The sequence below is a fragment of the Neobacillus sp. DFD-2R genome (genome assembly GCF_057747865.1).
This window is the reverse complement of sequence record NZ_CM173228.1, coordinates 3,574,133-3,588,556: the sequence shown is the minus strand read 5'-3', so window position 1 is coordinate 3,588,556 and position 14,424 is coordinate 3,574,133. Positions and strand designations below refer to the sequence as shown.

Below are 14,424 nucleotides of genomic sequence, written 5' to 3'. Positions count from 1 at the left end.
ATTAACTAATTTCGATTTTTACGGAAGGAAGGGAGCAGGATCGTGAAGGAAAAAAAGACCGAATCGTATGGGGCTGTTCAATCAGTGCAGTTTTCTCCAATTTTGGAACAGCAAACCGTTGCTCCGGAAAAAAGACAAATCCAATTATTAACAGATGTATCGTTAAATATTTCATTCGAGCTAGGTAGAACCAAAAAAACGGTTCGAGAGATTCTGGACATGCAAAAAGGATCCTTTTTTAGTCTCAATAAATTGGCTGGAGAGAATATTGATGTCTTAGTCAATAATATATCAATCGCTGCCGGAGAACTTGTTGTGATCGATGAAAAATTTTCAGTACGTATTACAGAAATTGTTTCCAAACAAGAACGGGAGAAAAAAATTAGATGAGAGGGGAAGGATTCGTGACTTCATGGAAAAAATGGATCGTCTTGTTTACAGTTTTACTAATCGTTTTCAAAATGCCGATAACAGTGGTACATGCGAGCGAAAAGACTGTTTATGATAATTTCCACAAAAACAAGCAGCAAGATAACAATCTTACCCAAAAACAGGCACAATCCACTCCATCAATGGGACTGTATGTATTTCAATTTATCGGTTCTTTTCTATTAATTATAGGCCTGTTATTTTTCGTTCTAAAATATGTCTCACGAAAATCAAAAATTCTCCAAGGGGGCGGGGTTTTTCATGCTATAGGCGGACATTCATTCGGAAACCATCGCTCTCTACAGATGCTTATGATTGGAGATACCTTATATATTCTCGGGGTCGGGGATAGCGTAAACCTGATTCGAACGATTCCACCCGGTGAAGAACAAACAAAGCTGTTGGAATCTGTTGCCGTCACGCCATTGGATGTTTCCGGAAAATGGGAATGGGAGTGGAAATGGAAATTTCCCGCAAGAAAGACAACAGAGGAGAAATGGAACACTCATCTCATCGAGCAATTAAAAGAAGTGCAATCGAACCAAACTCACAACCATGACCAATCATGAAAGGGGGCGATGGATCTGAAAAAAGTTATCCTTCTAACGCCATTTATCTTTTTTTTCATTCATTATACAGCATTTGCAGCATCGCCCGGCTCGACCATTCCCGGTGTACAGCTTAATATTGGCGGAACTGGCAGTGTCAATGATACATCGATGTCGATAAAATTGCTCATTCTTCTGACAGTATTATCCGTTGCACCTAGTATTCTATTATTAATGACTTCTTTTACAAGGATTGCGATTGTCCTCTCATTTGTCCGCAATGCCCTTGGTACGCAGCAAATGCCGCCAAACCAAGTCATTATGGGGTTAAGTCTTTTATTAACTTTTTTTATTATGGGTCCAACCTTTCAGACGGTGAATAATCGGGCACTGCAGCCTTTTATGGATGGAAAGATTAGCCAATCAGAGGCGATGACGAAGGCGAGTGTCCCGATGAAGGAGTTCATGGCAAAGCAAACGCGTGAGAGTGATTTAAAATTATTTTTGGATTATAGTCATGTGAAAAACATCAAAACAATCAACGATATCCCGATGACATCATTAGTTCCCGCCTTTGCGATCAGCGAGTTGAAAACGGCGTTTCAAATGGGGTTTTTAATTTTTATCCCATTTGTCATTATTGATATGATCGTTTCAAGTATCCTAATGGCAATGGGGATGATGATGGTTCCGCCTTCACTCATCTCTTTACCGTTTAAAATATTGTTGTTTATTTTAGTAGATGGCTGGCATCTTGTGATTCAATCATTGTTCGTAAGCTTTAAATAAGGAAGTGTTCGGTTATGACGCCTGAAAGTATTATGGGACTTGCGCAAAACTCCATCTATTTGACATTACTGGTTTTAGCTCCTGTTTTGGGAATTGCATTAGTGGTCGGGTTAATTGTTAGTATTTTACAAACCGTTACTCAAATACAAGAACAGACATTATCCTTTGCGCCAAAGATTATCGCTGTTTTTGTCGGGCTCCTAATCTTTGGTCCCTGGATGCTGACACATTTAATCGATTTTACCCATAATATACTTGCGAATCTTACAAGTTATATAGGATAGAAGAATGCAAATCATCGCGTATATTCCATTATTTATGTTGATATTTGTACGGTTATCATGTTTTTTTATTACAGCACCATTATGGATGGATCGGCAAATTCCTGCCCTCTTTAAATGGGGTTTTGCATTTTTTACTTCAATTCTGGTTTTTGGAGTCATCAATTCCCACCATGCCCTTGAACTAAATGGAAGCTATATTTTGCTTATTTTAAAAGAAGCAATGGTAGGACTTGGCATCGGGTTTTTTGCAGCACTTTTATTGTATGCGGTTCAATTGGCCGGGAGTTTTATTGATTTACAGAGCGGCTTTGCGATGGCATCGATTTTTAATCCGCAATCCGGTGTGCAGGAACCGATCACAGGCCGCCTTTTTTATATCATTGCGATTGTCTTTTTTTTATCAGTAAATGGACATCACATCCTTATACAAGGGGTGCTGGCCAGTTTTCAGTGGATTCCCGTGGATTCCTTGCTGCCGACCGGCGTATCTGAAAATTTGGTTCTGCTCTCCTTGGATGTGACGAAAAATATGTTTTGGCTGGCATTTCTCCTTGCAGCTCCACTGGTAGGGACGTTATTTTTGGTGGATATTGCTTTAGGAATTTTAGCAAAAACGGTTCCGCAAATGAATCTTTTTGTTGTTGGAGTTCCAGTTAAAATGATTGTCCATTTCATCGTTCTCTATGTATCGTTACCTGGCTTTTTTTATGTAATGGGAAAACTGGTTAGTTTGATGGTCCAATCGTTTGAACAAATTTTGAAGATATTAGGTACATGAAGGAAGAAAAATCCATGCTGCTTTCGTTAGACTTACAGTTATTTGCCGAAAAATCCGAAAAAGCAACTCCCAAAAAAAAGCAGGAAGCGAGAAAAAAAGGCCAGGTGGCCAAGAGTACCGATTTAACCAATGCCGTTGTCTTATTAGCTTCGTTTTCTGTTCTATTGATTTATGGGGGGCAGGCTGCGACACGGTTAATGGATTTATTTCGTTACGGTTTATCGGATATGCTGCTTATAAATCTAACGAGAGATTCACTGCCGTCACTGTTTTTAAATTTAGTAAAAACCGGTGCGATGATTGCAGCCCCGATTATTGTCGTTACCTGGCTTGCTTCATTAGTTGCTACGATATCACAGGTTGGTTTTCTCATTTCCTTAGAATCTTTGAAATGGGATTTAAATAAACTGATCCCGATTGAAGGGGCAAAACGTTTTTTTTCGGCTAGGACGGCCGTAGAATTAGTCAAATCTCTGGTGAAGGTCATTGTTATTTCGAACGTGGCAGGAATGCAAATATGGTCGCATAAGAGCGAATTAATAAATCTTCCGGAAAAACAGCCGATTGATATTGTTTCTTTTCTCACTTCTCTTTTGATTAAATTGGGTTTCACCATATCCGCAGTCTATCTTGTTATAGCTGCAGCTGACCTGTTCTATCAACGGTTTGACCTTGCAAAAAAATTAAGGATGTCCAAACAAGATATTAAAGATGAATTCAAAAAAACGGAAGGGGACCCGTTAATCAAACATAAGGTGAAGGAAAAACAACGTCAGATTGCGCGGGCACGGATGATGCAGGAGGTTCCAAACGCACAGGTAGTGGTAACAAATCCAACACACTATGCAGTCGCCATTTCCTACGAAGCGGGTAAAATGAAGGTTCCTGTTGTCGTTGCAAAGGGTGCCGATTTTCTCGCTCTCAAAATAAAAGAAGTAGCGAAGGAACATCGTGTCGTTATCATGGAAAATAAGCCATTAGCAAGAACTTTATATGCCGGTGTTGAAATCGGACAGGAAATCCCTGAAGAACTATTTAAAGCAGTTGCAGAAATTTTAGCCTATGTTTATAGGGTTAAAGGAACATTAAGCAAGTAGCGGAGGTATAGGTATGAAACTAAAAAATCTAGTCGTTTTAATGGCCGTTATTATGATTGTGGTCATGATGGTCATTCCCTTACCGACCTTCATGCTGGATATTCTACTTATTTTGAATCTATCAACCTCTATTTTGATCTTATTAATTGCCATGAATACAAAAGAACCGCTGGATTTTTCGATCTTCCCGTCGCTGCTATTATTAACGACGCTTTTTCGGTTGGCTTTGAACGTTTCAAGTACTAGGTCAATTTTATCAAAAGCCAAAGCCGGTAATGTTATCGAGGCATTTGGCCAGTTTGTTATTAGTGGAAATGCCGTTGTCGGGTTCATCGTGTTTTTTATATTGGTCATTATTCAATTTTTAGTAATAACAAAGGGTGCGGAGCGAGTTGCAGAAGTGGCGGCCCGCTTTACATTAGATGCCATGCCCGGAAAACAAATGAGTATTGATGCAGACCTAAATGCGGGGATGATTAATGAGCAGGAGGCACGCCTCAGAAGAAGAAAAGTAGAGCAGGAAGCCGATTTTTACGGCTCTATGGACGGGGCCAGTAAATTCGTAAAAGGGGATGCCATTGCCGGGATTATTATTCTGATCATCAATGTGATCGGCGGCTTCATAATCGGAATGACGATGCACGGAATGGATTTTTCGCAATCGTTAAGCACGTTTACACTCTTGTCTGTAGGTGACGGACTTGTCAGTCAAATCCCTGCACTGTTAATTTCTACAGCTACAGGAATTATGGTAACAAGGGCGGCCTCTGAAGGGAATCTCGGTGATGACCTTACAAAACAAATGCTTGCTTATCCGACTCTTTTGTATATTGTAGCAAGTGTAATTGCTCTGCTTGGAATTGTCACACCCATTGGCCTCGTTCTCACTTGGTCGATTGCCGGTTTGCTCGCATTTGGCGGCTATCAGATTCAAAAGAAACGGACAAAGCTTGAAACGGATCAGGAAAATAGCCAATCAGAACAAGAACTGGAAGAAGTTCGAAAACCTGAAAATGTATTTTCGTTACTCCGTGAAGATCCAATTGAATTTGAATTTGGCATTGGACTCATCACCCTGGCAGATGTTAACCAGGGGGGAGATTTATTAGACAGGGTTGTGGCTATTCGCAGACAAATCGCCATGGAATTAGGTTTAGTCGTTCCGGTAATTCGTATTCGTGATAATATTCAGCTTCACCCAAATGAATATTGCATCAAAATCAAAGGGAATGAAGTGGCGAAGGGTGAGATCCTTTTGGATCATTTTCTCATGCTAAACCCGGGTGATGAGGAGCATGGAATTGAAGGAATCGAAACGACAGAGCCAACCTTTGGACTCCCTGCATTATGGGTGAATGAAGAGATGAAAGAACAGGCGGAATTGTTTGGCTATACGGTCGTTGATCCTTCTTCTGTCATTAGCACGCATCTTTCAGAAACAATCCGTAAATATGCCTATGAAATTTTAGGCAGAGAAGAAACAAAACAATTAATTGATCATATTAAAGAAAGCTATCCTTCGTTAGTGGAGGAGTTAGTGCCGCAAAAATTATCGATTGGTGAGATTCAAAAGGTACTGCAAAAGCTGCTTAAAGAGCATGTGTCCATCCGCAGTCTTTCCGCTATTTTTGAAGCGTTAGCAGATTATGCAGTATACACGAAAAACACCGAGATACTGACGGAATATGTTCGGCAGGCACTCGCACGACAATTAACGTCACAGTACGCACAAAATGGGATTATCCATGCAATTCGGTTAGGGGCCGGTGTTGAAAAGAAATTAGTTGAGTCGATTCAACGGACAGAGCAAGGGGACATCCTTGCCATTGACCCGGAATCAAGTCAGCAAATGATTCATTCCTTTACGGAAACCATTCAGAGAACGTCGCCAATGGGAATTCGCCCGATTATCCTTACTTCAGCAGGAATACGGATGTATGTCCGGCAAATAACCGAGAGGAATTTGGCAGATATACCCATTCTTTCTTATAATGAGCTGGAACCAAATATTGATGTACAAAGTGTTGGAGTAGTGAATCTATGAAAATTAAAACCTATGTTGTTGGCACTCTTTCAGAAGCTTATCCGATGATTTTAAAGGACCTTGGTAAAGAGGCCATTATTATAAAAACAAAGCAGGTAAGGGCACCGGGACTTTTTTGGTTTCTCCGGAAAAAAAAGCTAGAGGTTGTTGCTGCATCCGATCTTGCAGGGGAAACTAAACAAGGGCAAGGTGAGAGGGTGCAGGAACAAGCTGATCCTATAAAGATGACGCCACAGCTGGAAGTGCTAAAGGAGCTTTCTGAAGTAAAAGGGTTAATCCGATCAATGGTAAGAGGGACTAACACTGCTAAGGTTTTTTCAAAGCCATTAGAGCAATTGGTTGAAAGATTGCGGGATCAAGAAGTGGATGAAGAAGTCGTACAGTTCATCTTGAAAAGATTGAATCTAAAATATGAGAACATAGAGGAACTAAAAAGGGAAGAAATCGAAAAAAATCTCCTCGCAATATTGGAACAATTATTTGACGAGGGGATAGCGAAAGATACTGAAGAAAGCCCCTTATTGATAACATTAGTTGGACCGACGGGGGTTGGCAAAACGACTACCATTGCAAAGCTGGCGGCAGCAAGAGTGATACATCATGGCCAGCGGGTAGGGCTTTTAACTACTGATACCTATCGAATTGCGGCGGTTGATCAGCTCAAAACGTATGCTACTATTTTAAATGCTTTTATTAAAGTGGTCAAAAGTCCGGATGAATTGAAACCGGCCATAGATGGATTAAAGGGATGTCAACTCATTCTAATGGATAGTGCAGGCAGAAATTATCTTGAGGATGAGTATATCGAGGATATCAATCAATATTTATCCTCAGATGCTCCTCAAGAGAATTATCTCGTTCTAAGTATGACGACTCGCTGGCGGGATATGAAAACAATTGTTGAAAAGATGAAATCAGTTCCAATCGATAAGCTGATTTTAACAAAATGGGATGAGACGACTTGTTACGGTGCGGCGCTTAACTTGGTGTATCACTTTCCGTTTCCGTTATCTTTTCTAAGTATGGGACAGAGAGTGCCACAGGATATTATGATTGCAGATGCAAGCTATATGGCGAAAAAGGTGTTAGGAGTGGGTGAGCATGCAGCAGGACCAAGCACAACTCTTGAGACAGTTAGCTAAATCCCTTTCCACTAGCGAGCGGACTTCACGGGTTGTTACGATTGCAAGCGGAAAGGGCGGTGTGGGGAAATCCAACTTTGCTTTAAATTTCGCACTTAGCTTAATGGTATTGGGAAAGAAAGTAGTTTTAGTAGATCTTGATATTGGGATGGCGAATTTAGATATATTAATGGGGATGGCGCCCACCTATCATTTAATGGACATGATTAAGCAAAGGAAGAGTATCTGGGATGTGCTGGAGGAGGGGCCAAATGGGCTGGAATACCTTGCGGGAGGCACAGGATTTACCCATCTTCACCAGTTTGATGAGGATGAAAGGAGCTACTTTTTTGATGAATTAGAAAAGCTTCATGGGTATGCGGATATTATTCTGATTGATACAGGTGCGGGTCTAAACTTAGAGGCTCAAGCATGCCATCTTTCAGCAGATGAGATCATTCTCCTTACAACTCCGGAGCCTACTGCTATTGCTGATGCTTATTCCGTGTTGAAAATTTTGCATAGCCAACAGCCTTCGCTATCATTTCAGCTGGTGATCAATCGTGTCTCAAATCCTAAAGAGGGCTTAGAGATTGCCGGTAAATTTAAAACGGCTGTTCATTCTTTTTTAAATAAAGAAATAAAAGTATTTGGAGCAATCCCTGAAGATCCAAGTGTAATAAAAGCAGTCTTAAAACAGATACCTTTATATCTTGCTTCACCCCGTTCGTCTGCTTCGGTAATGATTAAAAGACTTGCTGAACGGTTTGTAACCGGTAAATCAGAATTACACGAAATGGCTGGAATCAAAGGTTTTATTCGAAAGCTTTCTAGAATGTTAGATTCTTAACGATGTAGGTTTGCGGTTAATTAAGGTTATCGTGAAATAAAGCTATAGGGAGGAGGAGTGGCGGGATGGAACTGAATATGGAAGAGAAGCTGGAACAATTTATACCACTGGTTCAGCTGGTTATAGCACAGATGAAAAAGACCTTATCCAATCAGGTAGATGAAAGTGAGCTTTACTCCTCCGGAATGACGGGATTGTGGGATGCAGCACAGAAATTCGACCCAAGCCAGGGTGTTAAGTTTGAAACATATGCCGTTCAGCGAATTCGCGGCGCAATCCTGGATGGGATCCGACAAACGGACCATGTCCCGCGAACATTAAGAAGAAAAGAAAAAACATTACGCGAGGCTCGTGAAACATTAGAACAATTCTATTTGCGCAAACCGACACCTAAAGAAATGACCGAACATCTTGGAATTAATCCGGAAGAGTATGAACGAACTCTTATGCAGCTATCATTTATTAAGCAAGAATCTTTAGATGAACCGCTAGATGACGAGGGAAAAGAACGCGCCGTATTTAACCGGATAGAGGATTATTATTTTCCGAGACAAGAGGAGTATGTAGAGGCCAAAGAAAAGAAAAAAAGACTTGCAGGCCTAATCGACACTTTACCGGAAAGAGAAAAACTTATTCTAGCTCTAGTATATTATGAAAACTTAAGCTTAACAGACGTCAGCAAAATACTGGAACTTCACAAATCCCGCATCTCCCAGCTCCACAACCAAGCCATTAAAAGACTCCGTACTGCTGCAACGGAACAAGGCTGGGAACGATAAAGCCAGGCTCCTAAAAGGAAACCTGGCTTTTATTATAGGTTAAAAGATTTACTGGATACCGTATACTTTTTGATTTTTTCTAAACTAGGTTCATAGCCCATTCCCGGTGAGGTAGGAACAGTAATTAACCCTTTTTCGACTGTTACTTCAGGTTCTATAATATCCTCTGCCCAATAAAGAGCGGAGCCCGCAGTATCACCCGGGAGAGTAAAGTTAGGAAGGGTAGTGATTGCAATGTTATGGGCTCTGCCAATGCCTGACTCAAGCATACCGCCGCACCATAGCGGTATGTCCCGTTCCTGACAAAAATCATGGATTTTCTTAGCTTCTGTCAAACCGCCTACACGCCCAACTTTAATATTAATAATTTTACAGCTTCCTAACTTTAGAGCTTTTCTTGCATCTGCTAAGGAATGAATACTCTCATCCAGACAAATCGATGTTTTCAATCTAGCCTGGAGCTCTGCGTGATCAATAATATCGTTGTATGCGAGCGGCTGTTCAATCATCATTAAGTTATAATCGTCGAGAGCCGTCAACATATCGATGTCTTTTAACGTGTAAGCGGAATTGGCATCGGCCATGAGCGGGATATCCGGATACACTTTACGGACCTTGTCGATTAATTCAACATCCCAGCCGGGCCTGATTTTTAATTTAAAGCGCTTATACCCTTCATCAAGGCGCTCTTCAATGGTTTCCAACGTCTCATCGATTGAGTCTTTAATTCCAATACTGACGCCGACATCAATGGTCTTCTTTGTACCCCCAAGCACGCTTGAAAGAGATGCTTCATGCTCTCTGGCATACAAGTCCCAAACCGCCATTTCTAAAGAAGCCTTTGCCATATAATTGCCGCGAATATGAGCGAAGTACTTTTCAGAAAGCTCATCAGGATGCTTAATCTCATTGTTTAATAGTATCGGAATTAAGTAATCTTCAAGCATATGCCAATTGGATTTAACCGTTTCTTCATTATAATAGGGGGTAGGCATAGCAACATTTTCCGCCCAACCGGAAACACCATCTTCGTTAATCACCTCAACTAGAATAAAATCCCGATCATATTCCGTGCCAAAGCTTGTCGTAAATGGGTGAAGCAGATCCATCTTCATATGCCGTAAAACTACTTGTTTAATTTTCATGTAACAACACTCCTTTTCCACGGTGTTAAGCTTATTTTTTTGTCAGTATGTAAAAATGGACAGGACATTCAGGCAGCGTATTTTTTATAAACCCGGAAACCTGCCATCCTTGTTGAAAAACTTGCCTAAAAACTTCTCTTGTTTTCATTCGCCAATCAGTAGCAGCTCCCAAATTCGTTTCTCTAATTGCTCGGAAGTCCTTTGGAACTGCCACAAAGGCTGTATCAGCATTTTGATTAGGAAAGAGAAGGGTGGATGTAGGAATTGGCAAACCTTCTTTGTTCAAATTCCACTGTACGAGTGAGTTTGCAATCGCAAAGTCAAGCTCGAAATCTTGATAACTTTCAGCTTTTTCCTGAGCAATATGCCATTCGACTAGGAAGCGGTCGGAAGGGATCCCGCTGTTCAACAGATCTTCCATCTCTCCATAGCAATTGGCAATATAGGTAGAACTTACGCCGCCGAGCTTAGCAATATTCAAATATCCATTGACACTTTCTAACGGATCATATGTCCACGTAATTAAGGAGTAACCAAGCTTCAGAGCTTCCTCCCGCTGGGCGAGCTTAAGTTTTTCACCAATTCCTTTATTACGAAAATCAGGATCAGTTGCTAAAACATGGGAACATAGATATACTGATCTTCCGTTGAATCCGGGGAAGCTGTATTGGAAGCCAACTAATTTTCCCTCGGAATATGCACCCAAAACCAAACCGCCGTTTTTAACGGCGGTAATCGTTTGATGGGTAGGAATTGAGTCGTTTTCACCCCAAATTTTACATTCGAGCTTTCGTACAGCCTCTAGCTCTTCGATATTCTGAAGGGAACGAATTTCCATCTCTTGTACATTCGTCATCTTCAATTCCCCCTTTAAAAAATAACTTTATTCCCGGCTGAAATCAGCTTCTTGGATGGATACCATTTTTGTTTTCTTTACAAACTTATGGCCTAAATAACCGATAATGAATAAAGGCAGTCCAATGTAGGATACGGCGATTCCATACCAATCAATCTTTGATCCAATAAATGCTCCATAATTTGTTCCAAGTGTGGCGACCAAACATAGCACAGTTGCTAAAATAGGACCTAATGGGAACCATTTTGCTACATATGGCAAATCGTTAAAATCTCTGCCTTGGGCAACATAAGCCTTACGGAAACGATAATGAGTGACCGAAATACTTAGCCAGGAGATATAACCGGCTAAACCAGCCGCATTTAATAACCACGAATAAACCGCTCCGTCACCGAAAAGTGAGGTAAGGAAGCAAAACATTCCAATAATGGTAGTTAAGTACACTGCATTAACAGGTACTCCGCCTTTGCTAACCTTTTTCAGAAAAGCGGGAGCTTTACCTTCTTCTGCCAATGTCCAAAGGACACGCGAACCAACGTATAAAGATGAGTTTCCTGCAGATAAAACAGATGTAAGAATAACAGCATTCATTGCAGCAGCTGCAAAAGCAAAACCTGCATGTTTAAAAACTAAGGTAAAAGGACTCACCGCAACATTCGAAACATCGGAGCTTAGTAAATTCGGATCTTTATAGCTGATTAAACAACCAATGACGAAAATCGCTAAAACATAAAATAAAAGAATTCGCCAGAAGATTTGTCTAATCGATCTAGGCATATCTTTACTTGGATTTTCACTTTCACCGGCAGCGACCCCAACCATTTCCGTTCCTTGGAAGGCAAAACCGACCACCATAAAGACACTGAAAATGGATAATAGGCCGCCTTTAAATGGCGCTTCCCCTTTTGTCAGATTCGCAAACCCGCCGGAATGACCGCTCATAATCCCGAAGATCATTAATAATCCGACCACGATGAAAGCAACAATCGTCACGACTTTGATAAGCGAAAACCAGAATTCTGCTTCCCCATATCCTTTAACGGATAAAATATTTAAGGCAAAAATGATTACCAGAAAGCTCGCACTCCAAACGATACCTGGAACATGTGGGAGCCAGTATTTCATAATTAGCGATGATGCCGAAAGTTCCAGGGCAAGGATAATCGCATTATTGTACCAATAGTTCCAACCGACAGCAAAGCCTAAGGAAGGATCAACGAACCTTGATGTATAAGTGCTGAAAGAACCGGAAATTGGGATAAACGCAGCCATTTCTGCAAGACTTGTCATCAGGAAATACACCATGATGCCAGCAATTAGATAGGCAACAAGCGCACCACCGGGACCGGCATCATGAATGGTGGTTCCACTAGCCAAAAAAAGCCCTGTCCCAATCGTCCCGCCGATGGCAATCATCGTTAAATGTCTGGTTTTAAGCTTACGTTCTAAATGTTCTTCAGTAGAAGCATTTGCTTTTAATGTAACTTCGGATTTTTGAGCAGTATTTTGCATAAAACACCTCTTTAAATTATTTTTTTAAATTCTACTCCTTTGATGCCAGCAATACAGCGCGGGTTAAAATTTTTGATCCATAGATAAGTGCATCCAAATTAAATTTCATTTGCGGATGATGCAAACCGGGGGATAGACCGCAGCCTAATCCAACCATTGTTGCGGCAATTCCGGGATTTTTCGCAGTGTAAAAATGAAAATCTTCACCCCCTTGAGAAACACAGGTAGAAATAACATTATTTTCACCAAGAATATCTTTGATAGCGCTTTCAACTAGTTCCATTGCATGTTTATGTAAGGTAGCAGCAGGTACAAGCTCTTCCACGGACCAGTCTATGGATGCTCCTGTCTCTTCCATTGTTTCATCCGCGATTTTCTGTGTTAATTTCCGAAGGTCATCCATGACTTCATTTGACTGGGCTCTAGCATCGATCGCAAAATTTGCGGTTTCCGGGATCACATTTGTAGCTCCATTTTCTGTTTGCAGCTGGGTCATTTTAATCGAAAAGGGTGTCTCTGTTTCTAACCGAATCTGTTTTAATTTTTGAACAAGTAATGCCGCAGACTCAATCGCATTAACACCATCTTGAGGACGGGAAGCATGGGCTTGTACACCTTTAATCGTTCCTCTAAACGTTCCTGCTGATCCGTGGACAATAACAGGGGAGGCCTTCATATAAGGGACCTCGATAGCCGGTCTTAGATGTACACCAAATAAATAAGAAACATTGTCAAGTGCGCCATCTTCCATCATTTGCAATGCGCCTTCGCCTTTTTCTTCAGCAGGCTGAAAAATAAAGCGCAATGTTTGTTTCGGCCGGATTCCACTGGATGCTAGCGCCAGTGCTGAAAATAATACCATTGTGCTATGGGCATCATGTCCACAGGAATGATTAGGCCTAACAAATCCATCTACTTCTTGGACAAGTGCATCCATATCGGCTCTCAAGGCCACAACCTTATCGGATTTGCCGGGAATTTCTGCAATGATTCCATAATGGCCCGGAAAGGTTGTAACCGTTAAACCGGCATTTTTAAGTCGCTCTGCAAGAAAACGAGATGTTTTCTTCTCTTCCCAGCTTGGCTCGGCAATCGCGTGGAGGTCATGATAGGTGTTTAACACCATTTCTTTGTTTTGATCAATAAATTGAAGTGGATTCATAACGGTACACCCTCTTTTTATTCATTAAAAACTTCAAAGCTTGAATACAGCTTTTCTAATTTTTGTTGATGGGACTGGATGCGCTTTTGGTCCTTTTCATGGATCCCTTCAATAATCAAATCTACTAAACTTATAACAGATGCAATGGAATTGGATCCGGTTTGGGCATTTTCTTCAGTTGTCAGAACAATATCTGCAATCCTTCCTACAGGTGAAAGGAGCCGATCGGTGACGGTAATTAAACAAATCCCATGTTCTGCCACACACTCCGCCAATTTAATTGTCTCGTTTGAATAGCGCGGAAAGGAAAAAACGACGACAACAGAGTTTTTTGTAAGATTGCAAAATTTTTCGAAAAATTCTCCGGTAGGGGAACACAGCGTTACATTATCTCTAATCGAACTAAGCATATAAGAAAACCAGTAAGCGGCTGCGTGGGAAAGCATATGCCCGGCAATTAAAATTTGGTCTGCCTGGATAATCGCATCTACTGCTTTCCAAATTTCCCTGACGTTAGTTTGGTTAATTAATTGTTTTAATAAATGAATTTCGTTTAATATAACTCTCTTAAATGGATCGGCAGAGTGGTATTGCTTCATGTTGAAATTTCTGTTCTCCGGCTGGCTTTGCTGGAGCAGATCTTCTTGAATAATGGTTTGCATTTCACTAAAGCTTTCAAATCCTAAGGCATACGAAAGTCGAATTACGGTGGTTTCACTAACAGCTGCTTGCCGTCCAATTTGAAAGGCCGTTTTAAAGGCAGCCTGATTGAGATTTTCAATCAGATAATTTGCCACTTTCTTTTGGCCTGCTGATAAATCGGGGAATTTTTCTTTTACCAACTGTTGAAAAGGAAGTTGTTCCATTCCATCATCCTTTCCCGGAGAAGTAAATCCTTCAATTATTCATTCTGGTGCAGTAAAAACTTCTTTACTAGTTTAACATTATCATAAATTAAAATGTAATAAAAGAGTATATTTTAAATTTTGTGATTATTTAAGTGGTATAGGATTTTTTTTGATGATGGATG

Annotated in this window: 15 protein-coding genes; 10 read left to right on the top strand and 5 right to left on the bottom strand. The window is 40.8% G+C overall.

The features are described 5' to 3' along the window. Positions 1–42: 42 nt before the first annotated feature. The 10 genes from fliN (at position 43) to AC3ANV_RS17875 (ending at position 8,719) form a co-directional block, all read left to right on the top strand. The gene (gene fliN / locus AC3ANV_RS17920; protein ID WP_488310044.1) at positions 43–390 is read left to right on the top strand and encodes a flagellar motor switch protein FliN; all 348 of its coding nucleotides are present in this window, start codon (positions 43–45) and stop codon (positions 388–390) included. 14 nt (positions 391–404) lie between these two features. Continuing rightward, positions 405–998: a flagellar biosynthetic protein FliO gene (locus AC3ANV_RS17915; RefSeq protein ID WP_488310043.1), complete on the top strand. Its 594-nt coding sequence runs from the start codon at positions 405–407 to the stop codon at positions 996–998. Positions 999–1,007: 9 nt separating this feature from the next. Continuing rightward, positions 1,008–1,766, top strand: a complete 759-nt coding sequence (gene fliP, locus AC3ANV_RS17910) for a flagellar type III secretion system pore protein FliP (RefSeq protein ID WP_488310042.1) — start codon at positions 1,008–1,010, stop codon at positions 1,764–1,766. Positions 1,767–1,780: 14 nt separating this feature from the next. After that, positions 1,781–2,050 carry a flagellar biosynthesis protein FliQ gene (gene fliQ, locus AC3ANV_RS17905; protein ID WP_488310041.1) on the top strand — a complete coding sequence of 90 codons (270 nt, stop codon included), beginning with the start codon at positions 1,781–1,783 and terminating at the stop codon, positions 2,048–2,050. 4 nt (positions 2,051–2,054) lie between these two features. Continuing rightward, positions 2,055–2,828, top strand: coding sequence for a flagellar biosynthetic protein FliR (gene fliR / locus AC3ANV_RS17900; protein ID WP_488310040.1), 774 nt, complete (start codon positions 2,055–2,057; stop codon positions 2,826–2,828). 14 nt (positions 2,829–2,842) lie between these two features. Next, positions 2,843–3,925, top strand: coding sequence for a flagellar biosynthesis protein FlhB (gene flhB / locus AC3ANV_RS17895; RefSeq protein WP_488310039.1), 1,083 nt, complete (start codon positions 2,843–2,845; stop codon positions 3,923–3,925). Positions 3,926–3,938: 13 nt separating this feature from the next. Then, on the top strand, positions 3,939–5,969 hold the full coding sequence (gene flhA / locus AC3ANV_RS17890) for a flagellar biosynthesis protein FlhA (RefSeq protein ID WP_488310038.1): 2,031 nt from the start codon (positions 3,939–3,941) through the stop codon (positions 5,967–5,969). Continuing rightward, on the top strand, positions 5,966–7,111 hold the full coding sequence (gene flhF / locus AC3ANV_RS17885) for a flagellar biosynthesis GTPase FlhF (protein WP_488310037.1): 1,146 nt from the start codon (positions 5,966–5,968) through the stop codon (positions 7,109–7,111). Before flhA ends, flhF begins: the two co-directional genes overlap by 4 nt. Continuing rightward, positions 7,071–7,940, top strand: a complete 870-nt coding sequence (locus tag AC3ANV_RS17880) for a MinD/ParA family protein (protein ID WP_488310036.1) — start codon at positions 7,071–7,073, stop codon at positions 7,938–7,940. The genes flhF and AC3ANV_RS17880 overlap by 41 nt, the downstream gene beginning before the upstream one ends. 65 nt (positions 7,941–8,005) lie before the next feature. Next, positions 8,006–8,719 carry a FliA/WhiG family RNA polymerase sigma factor gene (locus AC3ANV_RS17875; RefSeq protein ID WP_488310035.1) on the top strand — a complete coding sequence of 238 codons (714 nt, stop codon included), beginning with the start codon at positions 8,006–8,008 and terminating at the stop codon, positions 8,717–8,719. A gap of 32 nt (positions 8,720–8,751) precedes the next feature. Here the strand turns inward: AC3ANV_RS17875 and menC are convergent, their stop codons facing one another. Genes menC through AC3ANV_RS17850 form a run of 5 tightly spaced genes read right to left on the bottom strand, consistent with a single transcriptional unit; the run spans position 8,752 to position 14,260 of the window. Next, positions 8,752–9,864, bottom strand: a complete 1,113-nt coding sequence (gene menC / locus AC3ANV_RS17870) for an o-succinylbenzoate synthase (protein WP_488310034.1) — start codon at positions 9,862–9,864, stop codon at positions 8,752–8,754. A gap of 31 nt (positions 9,865–9,895) precedes the next feature. Next, positions 9,896–10,720: a GNAT family N-acetyltransferase gene (locus AC3ANV_RS17865; RefSeq protein ID WP_488310033.1), complete on the bottom strand. Its 825-nt coding sequence runs from the start codon at positions 10,718–10,720 to the stop codon at positions 9,896–9,898. Between the two features lie 27 nt (positions 10,721–10,747). After that, a complete protein-coding gene (locus tag AC3ANV_RS17860; RefSeq protein WP_488310032.1) occupies positions 10,748–12,232 on the bottom strand; it encodes an amino acid permease in 1,485 nt (494 codons plus the stop codon). 31 nt (positions 12,233–12,263) lie between these two features. Further along, entirely contained in the window at positions 12,264–13,394 is a 1,131-nt protein-coding gene (locus AC3ANV_RS17855; RefSeq protein WP_488310031.1) for an amidohydrolase, read from the bottom strand. A gap of 17 nt (positions 13,395–13,411) precedes the next feature. Further along, on the bottom strand, positions 13,412–14,260 hold the full coding sequence (locus AC3ANV_RS17850; RefSeq protein ID WP_488310030.1) for a MurR/RpiR family transcriptional regulator: 849 nt from the start codon (positions 14,258–14,260) through the stop codon (positions 13,412–13,414). Positions 14,261–14,424: the final 164 nt, after the last annotated feature.

Coding starts and splice junctions, on each gene's coding strand:
- menC (WP_488310034.1), bottom strand. CDS start 9,864: ATGAAAATTAAACAAGTAGTTTTACGGCATATGAAGATGGATCTGCTT.
- fliQ (WP_488310041.1), top strand. CDS start 1,781: ATGACGCCTGAAAGTATTATGGGACTTGCGCAAAACTCCATCTATTTG.
- flhB (WP_488310039.1), top strand. CDS start 2,843: ATGCTGCTTTCGTTAGACTTACAGTTATTTGCCGAAAAATCCGAAAAA.
- AC3ANV_RS17850 (WP_488310030.1), bottom strand. CDS start 14,260: ATGGAACAACTTCCTTTTCAACAGTTGGTAAAAGAAAAATTCCCCGAT.
- fliP (WP_488310042.1), top strand. CDS start 1,008: ATGGATCTGAAAAAAGTTATCCTTCTAACGCCATTTATCTTTTTTTTC.
- AC3ANV_RS17875 (WP_488310035.1), top strand. CDS start 8,006: ATGGAACTGAATATGGAAGAGAAGCTGGAACAATTTATACCACTGGTT.
- fliR (WP_488310040.1), top strand. CDS start 2,055: ATGCAAATCATCGCGTATATTCCATTATTTATGTTGATATTTGTACGG.
- AC3ANV_RS17860 (WP_488310032.1), bottom strand. CDS start 12,232: ATGCAAAATACTGCTCAAAAATCCGAAGTTACATTAAAAGCAAATGCT.
- flhF (WP_488310037.1), top strand. CDS start 5,966: ATGAAAATTAAAACCTATGTTGTTGGCACTCTTTCAGAAGCTTATCCG.
- AC3ANV_RS17855 (WP_488310031.1), bottom strand. CDS start 13,394: ATGAATCCACTTCAATTTATTGATCAAAACAAAGAAATGGTGTTAAAC.
- AC3ANV_RS17865 (WP_488310033.1), bottom strand. CDS start 10,720: ATGACGAATGTACAAGAGATGGAAATTCGTTCCCTTCAGAATATCGAA.
- flhA (WP_488310038.1), top strand. CDS start 3,939: ATGAAACTAAAAAATCTAGTCGTTTTAATGGCCGTTATTATGATTGTG.
- AC3ANV_RS17880 (WP_488310036.1), top strand. CDS start 7,071: ATGCAGCAGGACCAAGCACAACTCTTGAGACAGTTAGCTAAATCCCTT.